This is a genomic window from Colwellia sp. F1, assembly GCF_056238625.1.
Map to the genome: position 1 here is coordinate 71,057 of NZ_JBWDLI010000009.1, position 18,130 is coordinate 89,186.

Consider the following 18,130-nt stretch of genomic DNA (forward strand, 5'->3'; position numbering starts at 1 on the left):
ACTAGTGATAGTAATATGGACCTGTCCAACGGTACTTCTCACCATTAATTGATAAACTGTGTTTGGCTGAGCTTGCCGCATTATTATTCGACAATATGAATAATTGCTCGTTACCTTTTACATCAGTAATGGTTACCGCCGTATAGTTATCATCGTCATGGGCTATAGCTAAGTTAGCAATACTACTGTTTGAATTTAACGATGCTTCTGAAACAGGGCTATAACTTCCGTGTGTTTCAATTACAGAAACAAACGTGGTGTTATCACTGTCTTTTCTGCGGATCATAAACCCTGCATCTCTTCGTAAATTAAACTCAGGGTCGTTTGCACCCAAGCGTGTTAACAATAACTCATCAGCTTTATCAGCAACAGAAGTTAAGGTATAAAACTTACCGTTACCTAACCAAGAAAACTTTGTATTATTGCTTGCTGGCTTACCCTGCCCTTCTAGGTACAAATGTTGATAACCATTCTTTTCTCCTAACGGTACCAAGTGAGTAGGCGATTCCCACGTGAAGTTACCATTAATTACTTGTCCCATGTAATAGAATGGAAAGTCGTAAACATTTTTAGTGTTAGACTTTACTTTCATAATGTCTAACATGAAAGCTTTTTCAAAGTGCTCATCTTTAATCAACGCCATCGTACGGTGCATTTTCGTGCCAGGGTAAGCATTAACTTCTGTTGCGCTCACTACTTGCACCTTGTCTTTAGCCGCATCAAAAAAGTAGAGTTCAGAGTGCTCCGTACTTGCTGTTTGGTAATCACCACCAAAGTGCATGGTACCATTTTGCGACAGCGTGTTATGAGCAATAGTTGTTTTCGCCCACGTTTTATTCTCTTTTAAATAATTACCGCCCCCTTTTTGTCCAATATTAACAAAACGAGAAAGCCCATAATCTTGTAATACTTCATCGCCTTTCTCATAAAGTGAATAAGATAACTTGTCATAATGGCCATGACTTAAGCCTTGGGCTGCATATTTAAATACCAAAGTTAAGTCTTCATTGCCATAACGTAGCACACCAACACCACCTTGTTTACCGTGGATACCGTCACTTAGGTTGATTGACTTTTTAGTAAAAGGCTGTGCTTTTCCATCACGAATAGCCATCGCAACATCTAAACCAGCCTGATCTAATAACACTTCATTTTGCTTTTGTGCCACGCTCAGTAATTGAGGATCTTGGTCACCGTAATGGTAGGCAATATTTACCGCAGTTACTAGCGATGCCGTATAGTATGACATGCCTTTTTGGCCATCATTTAAGGGGAAGAACTCACCGTCAGCATCAGAAAGGTTTAATAGTGCATAAACCCCTTTAAGTAAGACATTGTCTTTATGTTGTAGTACTTTTAAGTCGGGTCGTGCATTTTCCATGGCGAGGGCAAAAATTAAAAACGGATACATAGCATAACGTTGATAATATGGACCTTCAGTATAATAGCCATCAGGTGAAAATGGCTCATCAAGGTTAGCAAAAAAGCCCTTCTTCTGCCCTTCTACCTTAATAATACCCCCATCGTTATCTAGGCCACCGATAGGTAAACCGTCGTCTTCTATCCCGTACAATGCACGTTGAATAAGCTCTTCATCGCCCATGACTAAACCTATCATACCAACAGCAGCATTACCCCAAGTACTATGATTATGTACACGGTTATAGAATTTAGGGTTTTCTAATGAAATAAAGTCAGCAAATGGGCGAAATAAGTTATCTTCTAACTTTGTACGCTCTTCTTTTGACAAAAAGTTATATACGGTATCGTACGCTTGGCTCATGTAAACTAACCAGTTACTGTCGTTTAAACTTTGCCAAAAAAGTTTACCCCGCGCGTATGATCTTTCCTGTGGGTGAAGAGGAAGATTTTTATACATGGCTTCATATTGAAGAAGCATATCACGTACATAGATAGCATATTTATCATCAGCTAATATCTGATACAGCACACCTGCTTTTTGCGCAACAATAAAGTTTTGTTTGTGTCTGTAATGTGTGTAGCCACCAGAGAAATCTTTTGGAATAGGCGTATCTATACCTGCAGCAATTTCTTTATCTACCATGGTTTTCACTTTTTGCAAAGTGGCATCAAACAAGGGGGTTTTACCTAAGTTAGCCCTAATCTTTTCCACACCCGCTTTAGTTAAAATTAAATTAGGGTGCTCTTGTGCTTTTGTTATGAACGAGATTGAGAGTGCAGCTATCACCATCATTAACGTGGTGATTTTTTTTATATACATTATTATTTTCCTTACATATTGATTGCACTAGGTGCTATTTTGAACTTCACCACCAATAAAACTCCCCAGCATTAATAGGTGGTTGAAATTCAAAATTTTAATGACGAAACAAGTTAAAAAACTCCCGAAGATAATACACACTTTATTCTGTGGTTAAAAGTGTTCAAAATTATATAAGATATGCTAACTTTGTTGGCTAAATGACTTAGGCACACCTGTGTTAAGTCAAGTAATGTATGATTACTCTTAAACTCCCGGCTTTTTTATAGACAGTTAACCTGAGTGTAGCGCTTGTTGATAACAGAACGGTGCTATGCTGCAACCACAAGCATTTTAATCATATTGAATACTGCGTAAATGAAACTTTATTGAACATAAACAAGAGATAAAAAACAACTGGAAAAACTAACATGTTGTTTTGTGGTTAATTATAGAAAACCGTTAATTTCTTCATTGGTTAACTTACGCCAGTCACCTGGCGCTAAATCACCTAATACAAGGTTACCAATTTGTTCTCGATGTAAGGCAACAACGCGATTACCTACCGCGGCAAACATACGTTTAACTTGATGATATTTTCCTTCGGTAATGGTGAGTAATACTTCACTAGTGGATTCGCCACTGTCTAAATAAAGTGATTCTTCGGGGGATTTATTTGTTTCACCACAAATTTTTTCATCGGTCTTTTTATGAATACTGTTGCTCACCAAGGCTAAAGTAGCAGGGCGCGTTAAGGTTGATTCCCCTTGTAATTGCAACCCCTGCTTAAAGCGCATAATTAAGCCTGCGGCCTCATCCGCGAAAATCGCGTCTCTAAGCCATACTCGATACACTTTTTTACATTCTTTTTTGGGTGATATGACATTATGAGACCACCTGCCATCATCTGTAATGAGTACTAATCCCGTGGTATCGGCGTCTAACCGACCAGCAATATGTAAATCAAACGCTTTATCAACATCAATAAAATTTAATACTGACGGGTAAACTTCATCAACATTAGAGCAAATGGAGTCAGCCATTTTATGCAGCATAAAATAACGCGAAGTACGGGCGGTTAGGCGTTGCCCATCTAACGTAATCGTATTATTTTCATGCACTTGCAACGCCGCACTTTTTTCTACTTTACCATTAACGCGAACTTCACCACTTTTAAGTAGCTTTTTTGCTTCATTGCGGGTTAGCTCGGTACTTTTACAAATAAACTTATCTAAACGCATTTTTTTCCTGTTGTGTAAGCTATTCTCGTTGTAATAACGTGAACACTTTACTACTGTTAACTTATTTGTTGTTCATATAGCTAAAGGCTTATGCTTGCGTCCAAAACCAATAACCTTGGTCAAGTAAACTTACCATTAAGTCAATAAAATGTTCGTTTTCACGCCACGGGGCTAAGGCATTAGGCATTATGGTGACTTGATCACATAACAGTTTAACCACAGGCGCTATTTCAGGGGCGAAGTCTAGTTGTTCTCCGTTAATATAACAAACACCATGCTCAACAGTATCTTCAAAATAAAAAGCTCTTAAACCGCCTAAGCGCTTGATACCGTGAATACCAAGCAGTTCGCTTACCTCATCTGGTTCAAAAGGTTCATCGCTGGGCATTAAGTCAAGCTCATGCTTAGCGCTTGTTAAAAATGTACCGGCAAAGCTTTTAAATAACTTATCGTTATCAAGTAAGTTTTGTAATTGCTGTTTAATACTTGCGTAATCGTCATTAGAAATTTGACCACTGTGCTTACTTGCTTTTCTGTTAGGGTCTTCTAGTAATTGACCACCTAAGTCATGATCAATAATATAGTCAGCAAAGCCACTTAATAAACTAATGGCGGAGTTAGCGCGAAAACCTACAGAAAAACTCATAGACGGCTCTAAGGCTATACCTTCATGCGGAAACCCCGGTGGAATATAGAGTATGTCGCCGGCTTCAAGTTCTACATCAATTATCGCCTCAAAAGGTGCTACGTGTAATAAAGCCTTGTGTGGAATAACTTCAGTATGTTGCCCGCTATCACCTACGCGCCAATGTCGGCGGCCTGACCCCTGACAAATAAAAGTATCATAGTTATCAATATGTGGCCCAACACTACCGCCTGTTGTTGCAAAACTTGCCATAATGTCGTCTAAACGCCAGTGAGGTATAAACCGAAACGGCTCAATGAGCTCTGCAGCCTCTTCTGAAAAGTTATCAAGTGCTTGAATGACTAAAGACCAATCTCGCTCACCTAAATGTTCATAGCTTTCAAATGGGCCCGACTCTGCCTGCCATTGGCCATTTATTTTAGCAATTAAACGTGACTGTACGTTTTCTTCCATCGCTATGCCAGCAAACTCATCTGGCATAATTGGATCAACAAAGTTTTTAAAGCCTTGACGGATCACCACAGGTTTTTTCTGCCAGTAAGTCGTTAAAAACTCATTGTGGCTCATTTGATTTAAATCTAAGGTGTACATAGTTCTCTCTTAAGTGTTAACAACTTTGTTTTAATTGGTTATTAAGGCGACCAAACTAATGCTATTGGCTTTGTGTTAATGGACTTAACTTAATAATATAGCCAACTGATTTAGGCAACTGACATTCCGGCAATTTTATGCCAAAACCCATTACATTCATTCGTTTCGTCCAACACATGTTTTACTGGGTTTGATAACTGTTGTTTAAATTTATCAACTTGCGTAAACGCTTGTTCGTTATCACTACTTATACGCGCAATATCGACTCCAATTTCATTGAGCTGGCTGACTTCATTGATCAGATTATACTGGTAAGCAGACATTGTTTGAATGCCATTAAGCACAAAAACTTGCTCCCCTTCACGCGAGTTCATTTTTCGCCCTTGTGAGTATTTAATGCAGCAGTATTGACAGTCATCTTTGGGCCTATTTTCTGAACGTGCAGTGAAACAACGAGCTGAATAGGCCAAAGGTAAGTACCCCCATGAAAACACCTCACATTCAAAGTTATCGCGAATATTCTCATCATGTGCTTGCATTAACATTGTTTTTAACCAGTCACCCGAAAGCTCTACCGGCATTAACCAACGGATCATGCCCTGCTTGAGTAATACTTTTAAGGTTGAAAGGTTGTAACAGTTAATCGCAGGCCCGGCAACAAAAGGCATATTTAAATCATGCATAACCTGTATAGCACTTAAGTCATTTGCTTCAACCAATAAATCGCCGTTTGCACACAGTTTTTTTAAGGTAACAATTTCTGCCGGTGATTCTAACAAAGTCATGGTTGAGATCACAATTTGTTTATTTGTTTCTTGCGCTAATTCGCGCCCTAAGCCCAGCCAGTCTTTTGCTCTAAGCTCACGTCGCTTAGAGCATACCGTTTCACCTAAATAAATAATATCTGCATTTGATGTTTTTGCTTGCTGGTAAAAGCGCTCAACGTCGCTTTTTGGCCAAAAAAATTGTGCTGGGCCAAGAGAGAATTTCATAGTTTTTCCTAAATGTTAATCGACTAAGTCAACAGCCTGAGGCCACCTTTGGTTTTGCAACTTATTTGTCCTAAATACCTCAGTGCTGGTGGTAAAGTTGTTGGGCAATACATCACTAAATAAGCATTACTGCCATTTACGGTGATATGCGCCCAATGTTGTTTGCGAGCCTTCTGAAAGGTTAGCCAGTGTTTGCATCCAGTTATTTTCAACTTGGAAGCTGTCAGGGCTTTGCTGATATTTATCAATGGCCATACGCCAAGTTTTAGCCACTTGCTCAACATAAGCAGGGCTACGCTGACGCCCTTCAATTTTAACTGATACTATCCCCATCGCCATTAAATCAGGAATAAGCGCCAAGGTATTTAAACTGGTTGGCTCTTCTAGTGCATGATAAACATCCCCGTCAACATCAAAACGGCCCTTACACAAAGTTGGATAACCTGCATTTTCATTTTCTTGATATCGGTCAATCAGTACATTGTTTAGCCGGGACTCGAGTCCTTGCTCAGTTTCTTGCCAGCGTACGTATTTTGCAGGCGAGCAAGCACCCACCGTATTCGGGGACTCTCCCGTCATATAAGATGATAAATAACAGCGCCCTTCTGCCATAATGCATAAACTGCCAAAAGCAAAAACCTCAAGCGGTACAGGGCTGTTTTTTGCTAATTGACGCACTTGTTGAATCGATAACACACGCGGTAATACAACACGATTAACAGCAAAGTTATTGTTAAAAAACTTTATGGCTTCCAAGTTTGTTGTCGAGGCCTGCACTGAAACATGACGCTCAATATTTGGATACTTGTTTGCTGCATAGTCAAGCACTCCTAGGTCGGCAATAATTAATGCGTCTGCTCCCATAGCAACAGCATTATCTACCGCTTTTTTCCAACGTGCCTCACCATTAGCATGGGCAAAAGTATTAATAGCTACATGAAGTTTTTTACCCCGTTGGTGAACATAGTCTGCGGCTTTGGCTAGTTTATTATCAGTAAAGTTAAGGCCAGCAAAATGCCGGGCATTGGTATCATCTTTTAAACCGATATAGACGGCATCGGCGCCATTGTCTATCGCGGTTTTCACTGCAGGAAAGTTACCTGCTGGACATAGTAGCTCCACAAAAAACTCCAAGTAAATATATATAGAAAAGTTAAGTAAAAACGTGGTCAACAGTCTATGGCTTTATTACGTTAGATATATTGATATGAATTAAAGAAAACTTGATCTAGTACAGCTAAGTTTCTTTGTAGGCTGTTACACTTTTAGTCCTGATAAGTACTAGAGCCAAACCAACAAAGTGTTTAATTTATCCTCACTACCCCATCGCGCTGTTAACACTAAGGCATTACCACAACTGCCATTAGCCTTACGTGCTCATATCATAGCGGTAATGCCCAAAATATTACGTCCAAGTTTACGGTTACTGCCTTTTTCAGCACAAAAAGCCTTGTTATTACCTGCTTTATCTTCGGTCTTTAGCGAAGCACTCGCAGAGGGTGACTTTTTGTTTTTACAAAACAAGTGGCTAAAAATCGGCATTACTGACTTGGGGTTAAACTGGTGGTTAAGCTTTGACGGCAATCAACTCATTATGGCGTCAAAAGAAGCAATGTTAGCGAATAGCACCAATGATGATGTTAGCTTTAGTGCAACAGGTGATGACTTGCTATTAATTGCTGGGCGTAAACAAGATCCTGACACCTTGTTTTTTCAGCGACGTTTAAAAATTGAAGGAGATACTGAACTAGGTTTGGAGGTAAAAAACTTAATTGACGCTATTGATATTGACCAGCTCCCAACTTCGATTCATTCACTAGTTGATTTTAGTGCGAATGTTTTACAACAAACACACGATGAATTACATGCTAGTAAAAAGTAACTGCCACACCTTATTTTTTATCTCTCATTAGCTAACAAAAAAGGCGTGGCAATGATATTTTTACTAGAAATAATGTTGCACTATTAAGCTACCTGCGGATAGATTAATGAGTTGAATTACAGTAACTCTTTACGCAATTGTGCTGGGCTTTTAGGCGATAATAAACCAGGGGCAATATCAAAAACAGTTTTTGCGCCTGTATCCCCTAAACTAGCAAGGCGATGAACAGCTCGGGCATAAGCCACCATTACACTGGATGTGAATTCTGGATTACTGTCTAGTGCCAATGAGTACTCAATTGTTTGCTTACTATCCTTACCTGTATTACCGCTGCGAATAACAAAGCCGCCATGAGGCATAGCGGTATGTTCTTTGTCAAAGGTCGCTTGATCAATAAAGTTTACGCTAGTGTCATAATCAGCAAAGTAGTCAACCATGGTAACAATGCTTTCGCGCACTGCATCTGCTTGGTTATTGTCACTTAGCACTACATAACAATCTCGTTTATGTTTTTCACGTGTGGTTAGCTCTGGACACTCACCATTGCGCACTCTTGCAATAGCATCTTCTGATGGTAGCGTATACTGCACCGCCGACTTAACACCAGGTATACGGCGTACTGCATCTGAGTGGCCTTGGCTTAAACCTTTCCCCCAAAAAGTATAGGTTTCACCTTCTGGTAAAAGCGCCTCACCAAATAAGCGATTCAATGAAAATAAACCTGGATCCCAACCAACTGATAACAAAGCAACACGATTTGACTCACGCGCAGCTTGATCTAGTGCGTCATAGTACTCAGGAATTTTAGCGTGGGTATCAAAACTGTCGACAATGTTAAAAAATTTTGCTAAATGCGGGCCTTGCTCTGGCAAGTCAGATTTAGAACCACCGCACAGTATCATTACATCCACATCGTCTTGGTATTGTTCAATATCAGCCATTGCATAGACAGGGACATTCTTGTCCAATAAGGTTACACTTGATGGCTCACGGCGACTAAATACACCAACTAAACGCATATCTGGGTTTTGTGTTAATGAAAACTCAACGCCTCGCCCTAAATTACCATAACCGGCAATTGCCACTCTGATTTGATTCGACATTTGGTCTTCCTTATAACTGTTAAAAAAAATAGTTTCTATTGTTATAATAAAACACTTACGCGTGAATTTATATATTTTAATAGACAAAAAGTTAATACACAGTAGTAAAGATCGTACGCTGTAATGTACGATACCTTTAACTCAGAAAATTAATTTTTTACACATCAACCGAGCGCTAATGGCACAACAAATAGCCGCCAACTATAATTTTTCAGGAACACTATCCCCACTCCACCTGAAAATGCTAACATGTCGCATTCGATTTTTTCACTCGGTTATACCAGTGCGAGAGTTTAGCTTTATCACATGAACGTAAGCGCTATAACATTTTTTACTAATACTGACGAATACCAATGACAATTAAACGCAGAACACTTTTTTGGAAGTTGTACCCTTCTTTTTTAATTATTTCATTTATCTCATTACTGACCATTGTCATGATCGCCCTATGGTCGTTTAAGTCATTTTATTACCAAGAGCGCGCCGATGATTTAGAAATTAGGGCGAAAATTTTAACGCCTGAATTTTCAAGGCTACTGCAAGCAAAAAAATACCAAGAAATACAAGAAAAAGCGCAAACACTGGGAGACCATGCCTCAACACGACTGACTATAGCTTTGCCTTCTGGCAAAATATTGGGGGATAACAAAGAAGCGCCAAAAATAATGGACAACCATATAAGCCGCCCAGAAATACAGCAAGCAATAACCAAAGGAAAGGGCTTAGCTATAAGGTATAGCGATACAATAACAACTGATGCCATGAACTTTGCTATGCCTATTATCGCACAAGGTGAAATTATAGGCTTTATCAGAACGTCAACACCACTTGATACACTACAGCATGCTTTGTGGGAAATTTATTACCAAGTCGCTTTAGGCTTTATTATTCTGACTATTATTACCGTGTTGGCAAGTTGGTGGATGTCTAAATCTTTAGTAAGACCTCTTGAAATGATAAAAGTAGAAGCGCAAAGGCTAGCGAAAGGTGATTTTTCAAGTCGTGTACAGTTAAGCGCAAATGATTCGCTGGAGTCAGCACAATTAGGCGAGGCTTTTAACGATATAGCCATAGAGCTAAATAAACGTATAGAAATTATCCTAAAACAAAAAAATGAACAAGAAGCTATGTTCTCGAGTATGGCTGAAGGTGTTATCGCTGTAGACAGCAGTGATAATATTATCAACATTAATCAAGCAGCTTATAATATTTTACACATTAACGAAGAAAATATAGAAGGCTTACAAGTCCAAAGTGTGATTAAAAACGCTAAGTTACTCCAGCTTATTGTTTCTGCTGCCCAACAAGATCAACCCGCCGGACAAGAAATTATTATTGAAAGTGAAGATGAATATGAACAAGTATTATTTGCTCAATCAGTTCCTTTACTGGATACCAACAAGCAAAAGTCAGGCACTTTGGTTGTTTTTAATGATATTACCAAACTAAAAGAGTTTGAATTGCAAAGAAAAGGTTTTGTTGCCAATGTTTCTCACGAACTCAGAACACCGTTAACCGCCATTCAAGGGCTTTCAGAAACTTTAATTGAATTTCCAGATCTAGCTCAAGAAAAAAGATCACACTTTATCGAGGTAATACACACGCATTCTATTCGTTTAGAAGGCATCATTGAAAACTTACTGACCTTATCTAAAATTGAAAAAGAAACGGAGGTCGACGAGATAGACTTTGTCAATGACTCTGTTACATTAGCACTTAGTAATGCTATTTTTCTATGTAAAGACAAGGCATTAAAAAGAAATATACGCATTATTTTAAACAATGCCGAAGATATTGTCTTTAAGCATAATTCGTCGTTAATAGAACAGGCCATTATCAACTTGTTAAATAATGCGATAAAGTACAGTAATGGCAATAGCGAAGTGCACATTACAGTCAAAAAAGAAGTTGACGACATTAAAATATCAGTTGAAGACCAAGGGAGTGGTATACCAGAAAAGCACTTGTCACGCCTGTTTGAACGTTTCTACCGTGTTGATAAAGCCCGTAGCAGGCAACTAGGTGGTACTGGCTTAGGGTTATCTATTGTTAAGCACATTGCGTTGGCACATAAGGGCAGTGTTACTGTCACCAGCGAAATTAATAAAGGGAGTATTTTTACCCTGACCTTGCCACTAGAAAGCGAGATTTCACCTAAGCAAAATAACCTTAGTGGTTCTACCACTGAACAACTTTAACCTTGCCTGTAGTTCAACTGGTTTTTGCCGTTGGCTACTCTAAAGTTAATAGGGTTTTAAAGGCTTGTTTGTTGGTAACTAAATCGGCTAGAGTATAATTGTCCATTGTGTTTAAGAAAGCCGCTATTGCTTTTGATAACGCTTTTTTTAATTCACAAGAGCCAACTAGCTTGCAAGCCGATGTTTGGCAATCTACCCCATCTAAATGATGCTCTAAATGTCTAATAACACTGCCTATATTAATTTTCTCTTCTGCCATCGCTAAGCAAATTCCACCATTTCTTCCTCTAATGGTGGTGATATAGCCATGTTTACTTAGCTGCACCACTATTTTGACCACATGGTTTTTTGAAATATTATATACTGTCGATATTTGAGCAACACTACTTAACTCTTCGGGTGGTAAGCTAGAAAGGTACATCAGGGTACGTAAGCCTATATCAGTAAATGCTGTTAACCTCATTATCTCTTTCCTTATTGGGTTTTAAATGCTGCTAATTGCTCAACAATATTGTCTGACACTGCATTAAGGCGCTTGCCTTGTCTGTCAAGTTCATGGCAATCATTAGCATTCGAGTTAGACAGTTTTTTTAATGTTTGTATTTCTTGTGAAACGTCCACAACCAATTGATGAATTTGACTAATGTCGACACTGTCATTGTTGTGGTCCGCATTTGATTGTTGGTTTTGCCCAATTAAATTCAATATTTCGTCAATATTTTCACACGCGTTATTAATCTCTGCTTGGCTCTTGGTTGAATGCAATGACAGGTTATTCAAATTTTTTGATTGTAGCGCCATTTGGTCGCCTGCTTGCTTAACCGCAGTAGAAATACCCGCAATGATTTGGTTTATTTTCTCTAAACTGTTTTGAGTTGACATTGCCAGCTGCCTTACTTCATCAGCGACAACAGCAAACCCCCTCCCATGCTCACCTGCCCTTGCAGCTTCAATTGCAGCATTTAAGGCCAACAAGTTAGTTTGATCTGCTAGGGTATTAATCACTGAAACTACATTACCAATAGCGCCAGCTTGCTCTGATAACAATTCAAATTTATGACGCAAATTTGCACTGCTGTCTACATAGGTTGCTATGATGTTAGCCATACCGCTCATTGCTTCATTTGACAGTTGTAGGTCTTGCCTCGTTTTTCCTACTTGCACTTGCGTTTGTTCAGCTTTATTTTGTAAAGCAAAAGACTTTTCGTCAAGCATTTCAAATTGTAAGGCTATATTATCTACGCGTAAGTCTTGCTGCTGAATACGCTCAGCAATATTGTTCGTTTTCGACGTTAAGGTGGTCGCTATTTCATCTGAGGTGTTGGCTTGAGACTGAATATCAAGTAAAGCATTTTTAACATTGAGCCTAAAAGAGTCGATAACGTCTAATACCTTAGTCATTTCACTATTAAAATTGCTATTAACAGTACATTCTTTAGACAAGTCTTTGTTTTCAAACGTTGTTAAATACTGCGTTATCTTATTAAGTGAATCAACCCCCCAATATTTTTCGTCTACATCATGAATAATTAACAATACTAGCACCACGTACTGTATTACCTGCGCATAAAGTTGTTCGGTTAAATAAAATGCGCTAATAAAGAGTAGAATTGCTCCTAACCAATGAATAGATCTCATTCTTAAAAATAATGATCGCATAAGGTGTCCTTTAAATAGTATTAGGGGTAAGCACAGGTAATAGCGGTTGGGGTAAGGAATACAAAAACCCTTGTATTAAATCAACTCCAGACCAACGAACAAAATCAGACTGTATTGACGTTTCAATACCTTCAGCAACAATAATACAACCGGTAGACGAGCATAAATTCACAATTTCACGATAAAAACTAGTCGCCCAAATATCTGTAGGCACAAGCGCTATTAGCTTGGTGTCTAATTTAATAATATCAAAGGGAGTTTTACTTAAGCGCGATAAATTTGAATAACCAGAGCCAAAATCATCCATGGCAATAAAAAAGTTCATTTGCTTAAGTTTACGCACACGGTCTATCACAATATCGTTTTGAATATCATTCTCGCATACTTCTAGTACTAACCTAGTTCGTTGCTCTGACGTTAAAGGAGCTAACGCATTTTGACATAGCTGAGTAAATAAATGTTGATCTGCTATTAAAGGCCCAGCAATATTGACCCAGTAGGTGCTGTTTTGATCACCGCTGTTTACATTAAGCTGAGCAACTTGTTTAATTTGTCGGCATGTCATTGCTAATAATAAAGCATGGTTTTTATAGAGAAACGGAATAAGTACAGCCATTGGAATAGCGGAGTCGTCACATGATAAAAAACCTCGACAAAGTACTTCACGGCCATAAACTGTATCAAGTGAGGTGGTTATTAAGTTTTGAGCATACCAAGTTAAATAAGCTTTTTGCCCAAGATAAATAAACTCCATCTAGGTTTCCTCTTCTGTCATTTGTGTGTAAATCAAATCTTCATTGTCTAGTCTATTTTTTATCTCATCAAGAAAAAATAGGATGCGTGTGCTTTGATCTTCTGTTACTAAACCATTGCCCAATGACAATTTGAGTGAGTGAACATAACCTGTTGTCGCTTTGCAGATATCAAATAAAGCGTCAAACCCTTCATTAAGGTAATTAGTTTGTCGCGACTGTGACTTTTTTGTCATTAAAATAGGTACTAAGAATTGTGCTTCGAGCGCTAAATGCGTTAAAACTGCTTTGGTCAATTTTTTTAACCTGATGTCGAGTTGAATTAATTTACACTGCTCAGTGGTTAACAGTGAGTTAATCATCATTATTTCACTATCTAGCGCATTGTGTTGTGCCATTAACGTTGCTAACCATTTAGAAAAAACGTCATTAGTCTGTTCATATTGTTGATTCTGGTGAGCAGAATAATCAGTTCTTTGACTAACTTCTCTGTGTAAAAAGGGAGCAATATTGGTCACTATAAGTAATCCTAAACAATTCAACTTTATATAACATGTATTTTAAATGCATATTATATAAGTTGCCTTTTGAATACAAGTATTATGTCATACTTATTAACGGTGCTACGTTAACTTTTTTATGTCTTGTTGCTATCGATAACGATGAAGGGATGGGAAGTAATTACCCCATTGAACTCAGCTACCTATACTTTGGCTTAATGGGAATAATATAAAGCCGTATAAAAACACTCTCTGTTTTATACGGCACAGCCTAAACTACAATTTAAAAAGGCGATTGAAATTATCTGTTGATAATTTAGCAATCGTTTCCACCGATTGCCCACGAATACTAGCTAAGTGTTTGGCCACTTCCACCACATAGGCCGGCTGATTTTCTTTACCACGGTATGGCACAGGTGCAAGGTACGGTGCATCAGTTTCAATCAAGAATTTATCATCGGGTACCAGTTTAGCGACCTCCCTTAGCTCTGCTGCACTTTTGAAGGTGACAATACCTGAAAATGAAATATAAAAACCTAACGCTATCGCTTGTTTTGCCATGTCCCATGACTCGGTAAAACAGTGTAGTATTCCACCTACGTCGCTGGCATCTTCAGCACGTAATATAGCTAATGTATCATCTTGGGCAGCACGGGTATGAATGATCAAAGGCTTTTTCAACTCTTTTGCCACCTGTATATGTTTTCTAAATGAATCTCGCTGTAATGCTTTTGTTTCAGGTGCGTAGTGATAGTCGAGTCCAGTTTCACCAATGGCAATAACATTGGGGTCGTCAGCTAGTGTGCGTAATAAATCGATACTAACTTCATCGTCTTGGTAAAGTGGGTGCATACCACATGACAACATTATATTGTTAAAATCTTTCGTTTTTTCAGCCATGGCCGGAAAGTCTTTTAAAGAAATACTCACACATAAAAGTTTATCTACTTTTACATCTTTTGCAGCTTGAACTACGTTTGCTAAACTCCCCCCATGAAGTGATAAATCTAGGCGGTCTAAATGACAATGTGAATCTATAAACAACGGAAACTCCAATAAAAACAAAAAGCCCTAAAGAATCTAAAGGGCTTAGGTAAAACTTCATTAATGTGATTAACTTGATAACTTAACGCACCCCGTAGTCAATGCACTTAAATATTAACACTCAGCAGATGACAAAGCAGTGTTATTCATTATTTATGATAATTAACATTAACAACCGCTTAAATCGAGTTAAGGTTACATAGTTAAGGTTGGCTCTGACGAGTTTAATTGGCGGGCGATAGCTTTTTCAATTTGATGACGAATATTGTCTGGATCTTTAGTGAAACTGACGCCTATCCCTGCAGGTGTACCATTTTGCGCTCCCCTAGGGGTTAGCCAGCAGACTTCTCCTGTTACTAATGTTGGCTCTAGTGAGTCTGGTAGTAAAACGTTTAATTCAACTTCGCTACCTAACTCATAAGACCTTACGGTACGAACAAATAAGCCTCCTTCTTTTAAAAATGGCATATAAGCAACATATAAGTCATGATCTGACCAAAATTCAATTTCAATTGGCAGCAAGGTGTCTCTCCTAGTCATTCACTTTTGTTTGCTCAAGCACATCGCTTATCTTCATAATAAGCTGTTCATAAACAAATTGCTTATTTGCTTGAGTGTATGATTTTATTACTTTACACCCATTAATGATAACTTTATAGAGCTTATGTAAAAGTTCAGGGTCTAAGGTTGAATTATTTGAAGGTGTTGCAACCCCCATGCACTGTTCACGGTACAAGTTCACTGTTATTTGCGCTAACCAACGCAGGCTGTGTTCATTATTAGACAACAGTGTTAATAATTGCGTTTCTACCTGCTGACCGTAAAGGTAACGAGTATAACAGGTTTTAAATTGTTGAAATACCGTATTCGTTTCGGCATTGGTGAGCTCTGGTAGTTGTGTTAAGTTAACAAAATTATTGTTTAGCTCACCGTTTGGTTCAATACCTACTTCACTTGTCAGTTCATGCGTTGAAATACTCTGCAATAAAGCTTGGCCTACTTTTGGCCTAATATTAAGCACTCTGCACCGACTAATAAGAGTAGGCAGTAGCATTTCAATGTCATTAGTTAACAATACAATAACACTATGATTGCTTGGCTCTTCTAGGGTTTTTAATAATGCATTCGCTGCGGCTTGTGTCATGGTTTGTGCGTGTTCAATTAGCACAGTTTTAAATTTACCTAAATGTGCCGTTTTTTGTAAAAAGCTATTGGCGTGACGAATTTCATCTACGCCTAAGCTATTTTTTTCTGCCACTATGTTAAGGTGATCGGGGTAGGTGTTACTCTTTAATAACAAACAAGATTTACACTGGCCGCAACTGCTTAGTATGGGGGCTTGGCTATCACCACCGTGCGCTGATTGCTGTGGCTGTTTGCAGCTTAATAAATATAATAACCATTGGGCAAATTCAAGCTTACCTGCACCAGTCACACCATTAACTAAAATGGCATGCGGTAAACTATTACAGCTAAACTGATGACTAAATATTTGCTGGTGTGAAAGTAGCCAAGGTTTCATACTAAAGGTGCTTTTCTTGGTGCTGGTCTAATAAATTATCAATAATACTTATCACTGCTGCTAATACTTTTTCTTTTGATTGCGCAGCATCAATCACTTCAAACTTTTCAGGCGCTTGTGCGGCTTGCGTTAAATAACCATTACGAGCACGCACTAAAAAGTCTGCTTTTTCATCTTCTAAACGATCAAGCCCCTCGCCTCGGCTTTGCACTCTTTTTAAACCTTCAGCTGGGTTTAAATCTAAAATAATGTTCATGTCCGGGCTAAAGCCATTTAAGGCTAAGTCATTAATTTGGCTTATGGTATTAATATCGATCCCTCTAGCAAAGTGTTGAAAACTAAAAGTTGCAGCATCAAAGCGATCAGAGATAACCACTTTACCCGCGGATAATGCAGGTAAAATTTTCTCTTGAATATGTTGCGCACGCGCTGCACCAAAGAGCATTAATTCTGTCATAAAAGACATTTCAGGCGTTGTGGGATCTAAAATAACTTCTCTAATTTTTTCGCCAATGGGCGTTCCACCTGGCTCTCTAGTAAGCAAAACATCCACACCTTTTGCTACAAGGAATTTTTCAATGCTGTTAATAACCGTTGTTTTTCCAGCACCATTGCTGCCATCAAACACCACCATAAACCCTTTTTTCATATCATTCTCTTACCATTATATTTTCACACGTTCTTTTGCTAAACAGCCAACAGTTTGATGAAAGTTTATTGCCTAAATCATACCATGTTCGAAACACTAACCCGTTATAAGGGTGTTACTTTTTTTCTCTAAGTTTTTTCAAGTAATCTCTCACAGCACTGTTATGCTCTGCTAATGTTTGGCTAAAAACATGTTGGCCATTGCCTTTACTAACAAAATAATAATAATCACTTGTTGCTGGGTTTAGCGCTGCTTTAATAGCAGACAACCCCGGCATTGCTATTGGGCTAGGGGGTAAACCATTTATTCTATAAGTATTATAGGCTGTTTTTTCCCTTAAATGTGCACGAGTTATGTCGCCTTTATAACGTTCGCCCAAACCATAAATTACGGTTGGATCAGTTTGCAAGCGCATTTTCTTTGCTAAGCGATTCATAAACACTGAGGCAATTAACGGTTGCTCAGGTAGGTGGCTAGTTTCCTTTTCAATAATGGATGCCATAATTAATGCTTGATAAGGTGTTTCATAAGGCAAACCTGCTGCTCTTTCCTGCCAAAGTGATGTTAACGTGCTTTGCATTTTTTGGTGCGCACGTTTTAATATTTGCACATCTTCTGTGCCTTGCGTAAAAGCATAAGTTTCAGGAAAAAACCAGCCTTCTGGGTTATCTTGAGCAATATTAATACGTGTTGATATTTGCTCTACAGTTAAAGCGTTTAATGTATGCGTTAATTGAGGTTGGTTAGCTAGGAGCGTAAGAAGCTCTTTAAAGGTTGTTCCTTCAATAATCGTTAACGTAAACTGGTGTTCTTTTGCGCTGGTAACAAGCGCAAGTAAGCTTTGTAAGCTAGTATGCGGTAAAACTTGATAAGTTCCTGCTTTTATAATGGTTTTTTCAGGGTATAAGCGAGAATAAACACGCAGCCAAAAGTGGCTTTCTAGCCAACCTTTATCGACGATATTTTTTGCAAATGAGGCAACAGAAGCGCCTTGTTTAATGCTAATAAGTTGTGGCACTTTTATCGGTAAGGCTTGATTCATTTCTTTTTCTAATAAAAACAGAAAACCCAACACAAAGACAACTGTGCTAACGATACAAACATAAAGTGCTTTTTTCATTAACGGCCTA

The 18,130-nt window shown here is 38.5% G+C and carries 17 protein-coding genes; 2 read left to right on the plus strand and 15 right to left on the minus strand.

Annotated elements, in window-relative coordinates; translation table 11 throughout:
- Window position 1: 1 nt before the first annotated feature.
- The 5 genes from AC0UA9_RS10150 to ubiU all read right to left on the minus strand — a co-directional run bounded on the left by AC0UA9_RS10150 (window position 2) and on the right by ubiU (window position 6,813).
- Complete coding sequence (locus AC0UA9_RS10150; protein ID WP_475659713.1) at window positions 2-2,242, minus strand: heparinase II/III domain-containing protein; 2,241 nt, start codon at window positions 2,240-2,242, stop codon at window positions 2-4.
- A gap of 428 nt (window positions 2,243-2,670) precedes the next feature.
- Window positions 2,671-3,462 (minus strand): pseudouridine synthase, encoded by a 792-nt coding sequence (locus AC0UA9_RS10155; RefSeq protein WP_475659715.1) that lies wholly within the window; start codon window positions 3,460-3,462, stop codon window positions 2,671-2,673.
- 88 nt (window positions 3,463-3,550) lie between these two features.
- The gene (locus AC0UA9_RS10160) at window positions 3,551-4,699 is read right to left on the minus strand and encodes a ribosomal protein uL16 3-hydroxylase (RefSeq protein ID WP_475659718.1); all 1,149 of its coding nucleotides are present in this window, start codon (window positions 4,697-4,699) and stop codon (window positions 3,551-3,553) included.
- A 110-nt stretch (window positions 4,700-4,809) separates the two neighbouring features.
- Complete coding sequence (locus AC0UA9_RS10165) at window positions 4,810-5,691, minus strand: U32 family peptidase (protein WP_475659720.1); 882 nt, start codon at window positions 5,689-5,691, stop codon at window positions 4,810-4,812.
- Window positions 5,692-5,817: 126 nt separating this feature from the next.
- Window positions 5,818-6,813, minus strand: coding sequence for a ubiquinone anaerobic biosynthesis protein UbiU (gene ubiU, locus AC0UA9_RS10170; protein ID WP_475659721.1), 996 nt, complete (start codon window positions 6,811-6,813; stop codon window positions 5,818-5,820).
- Between the two features lie 178 nt (window positions 6,814-6,991).
- Between ubiU and ubiT the strand changes: the two genes are divergently transcribed.
- Complete coding sequence (gene ubiT, locus AC0UA9_RS10175) at window positions 6,992-7,573, plus strand: ubiquinone anaerobic biosynthesis accessory factor UbiT (RefSeq protein WP_475659722.1); 582 nt, start codon at window positions 6,992-6,994, stop codon at window positions 7,571-7,573.
- A 116-nt stretch (window positions 7,574-7,689) separates the two neighbouring features.
- Here the strand turns inward: ubiT and AC0UA9_RS10180 are convergent, their stop codons facing one another.
- On the minus strand, window positions 7,690-8,676 hold the full coding sequence (locus AC0UA9_RS10180; protein ID WP_475659723.1) for a diaminopimelate dehydrogenase: 987 nt from the start codon (window positions 8,674-8,676) through the stop codon (window positions 7,690-7,692).
- A 353-nt stretch (window positions 8,677-9,029) separates the two neighbouring features.
- On the opposite strand from AC0UA9_RS10180, the gene AC0UA9_RS10185 reads away from it, so the two are divergent.
- Entirely contained in the window at window positions 9,030-10,874 is a 1,845-nt protein-coding gene (locus tag AC0UA9_RS10185) for a sensor histidine kinase (RefSeq protein WP_475659724.1), read from the plus strand.
- 34 nt (window positions 10,875-10,908) lie between these two features.
- Here the strand turns inward: AC0UA9_RS10185 and AC0UA9_RS10190 are convergent, their stop codons facing one another.
- The 9 genes from AC0UA9_RS10190 to mltG form a co-directional block, all read right to left on the minus strand.
- Entirely contained in the window at window positions 10,909-11,337 is a 429-nt protein-coding gene (locus AC0UA9_RS10190; RefSeq protein ID WP_475659726.1) for an Rrf2 family transcriptional regulator, read from the minus strand.
- A gap of 11 nt (window positions 11,338-11,348) precedes the next feature.
- Entirely contained in the window at window positions 11,349-12,533 is a 1,185-nt protein-coding gene (locus AC0UA9_RS10195) for a methyl-accepting chemotaxis protein (RefSeq protein WP_475659728.1), read from the minus strand.
- Between the two features lie 10 nt (window positions 12,534-12,543).
- Window positions 12,544-13,287, minus strand: a complete 744-nt coding sequence (locus AC0UA9_RS10200; protein ID WP_475659732.1) for an EAL domain-containing protein — start codon at window positions 13,285-13,287, stop codon at window positions 12,544-12,546.
- Window positions 13,288-13,803: a hypothetical protein gene (locus AC0UA9_RS10205; protein WP_475659735.1), complete on the minus strand. Its 516-nt coding sequence runs from the start codon at window positions 13,801-13,803 to the stop codon at window positions 13,288-13,290. It abuts the gene before it with no gap.
- Window positions 13,804-14,061: 258 nt separating this feature from the next.
- Window positions 14,062-14,829: a TatD family hydrolase gene (locus AC0UA9_RS10210; RefSeq protein ID WP_475659737.1), complete on the minus strand. Its 768-nt coding sequence runs from the start codon at window positions 14,827-14,829 to the stop codon at window positions 14,062-14,064.
- 195 nt (window positions 14,830-15,024) lie between these two features.
- Window positions 15,025-15,351: a PilZ domain-containing protein gene (locus AC0UA9_RS10215; protein WP_475659738.1), complete on the minus strand. Its 327-nt coding sequence runs from the start codon at window positions 15,349-15,351 to the stop codon at window positions 15,025-15,027.
- A 10-nt stretch (window positions 15,352-15,361) separates the two neighbouring features.
- Window positions 15,362-16,351 (minus strand): DNA polymerase III subunit delta', encoded by a 990-nt coding sequence (locus tag AC0UA9_RS10220; RefSeq protein WP_475659739.1) that lies wholly within the window; start codon window positions 16,349-16,351, stop codon window positions 15,362-15,364.
- A 1-nt stretch (window position 16,352) separates the two neighbouring features.
- Window positions 16,353-17,000, minus strand: coding sequence for a dTMP kinase (gene tmk / locus AC0UA9_RS10225; protein WP_475659742.1), 648 nt, complete (start codon window positions 16,998-17,000; stop codon window positions 16,353-16,355).
- Window positions 17,001-17,115: 115 nt separating this feature from the next.
- Window positions 17,116-18,120 (minus strand): endolytic transglycosylase MltG, encoded by a 1,005-nt coding sequence (mltG, locus tag AC0UA9_RS10230; protein WP_475659743.1) that lies wholly within the window; start codon window positions 18,118-18,120, stop codon window positions 17,116-17,118.
- Window positions 18,121-18,130 lie beyond the last annotated feature (10 nt).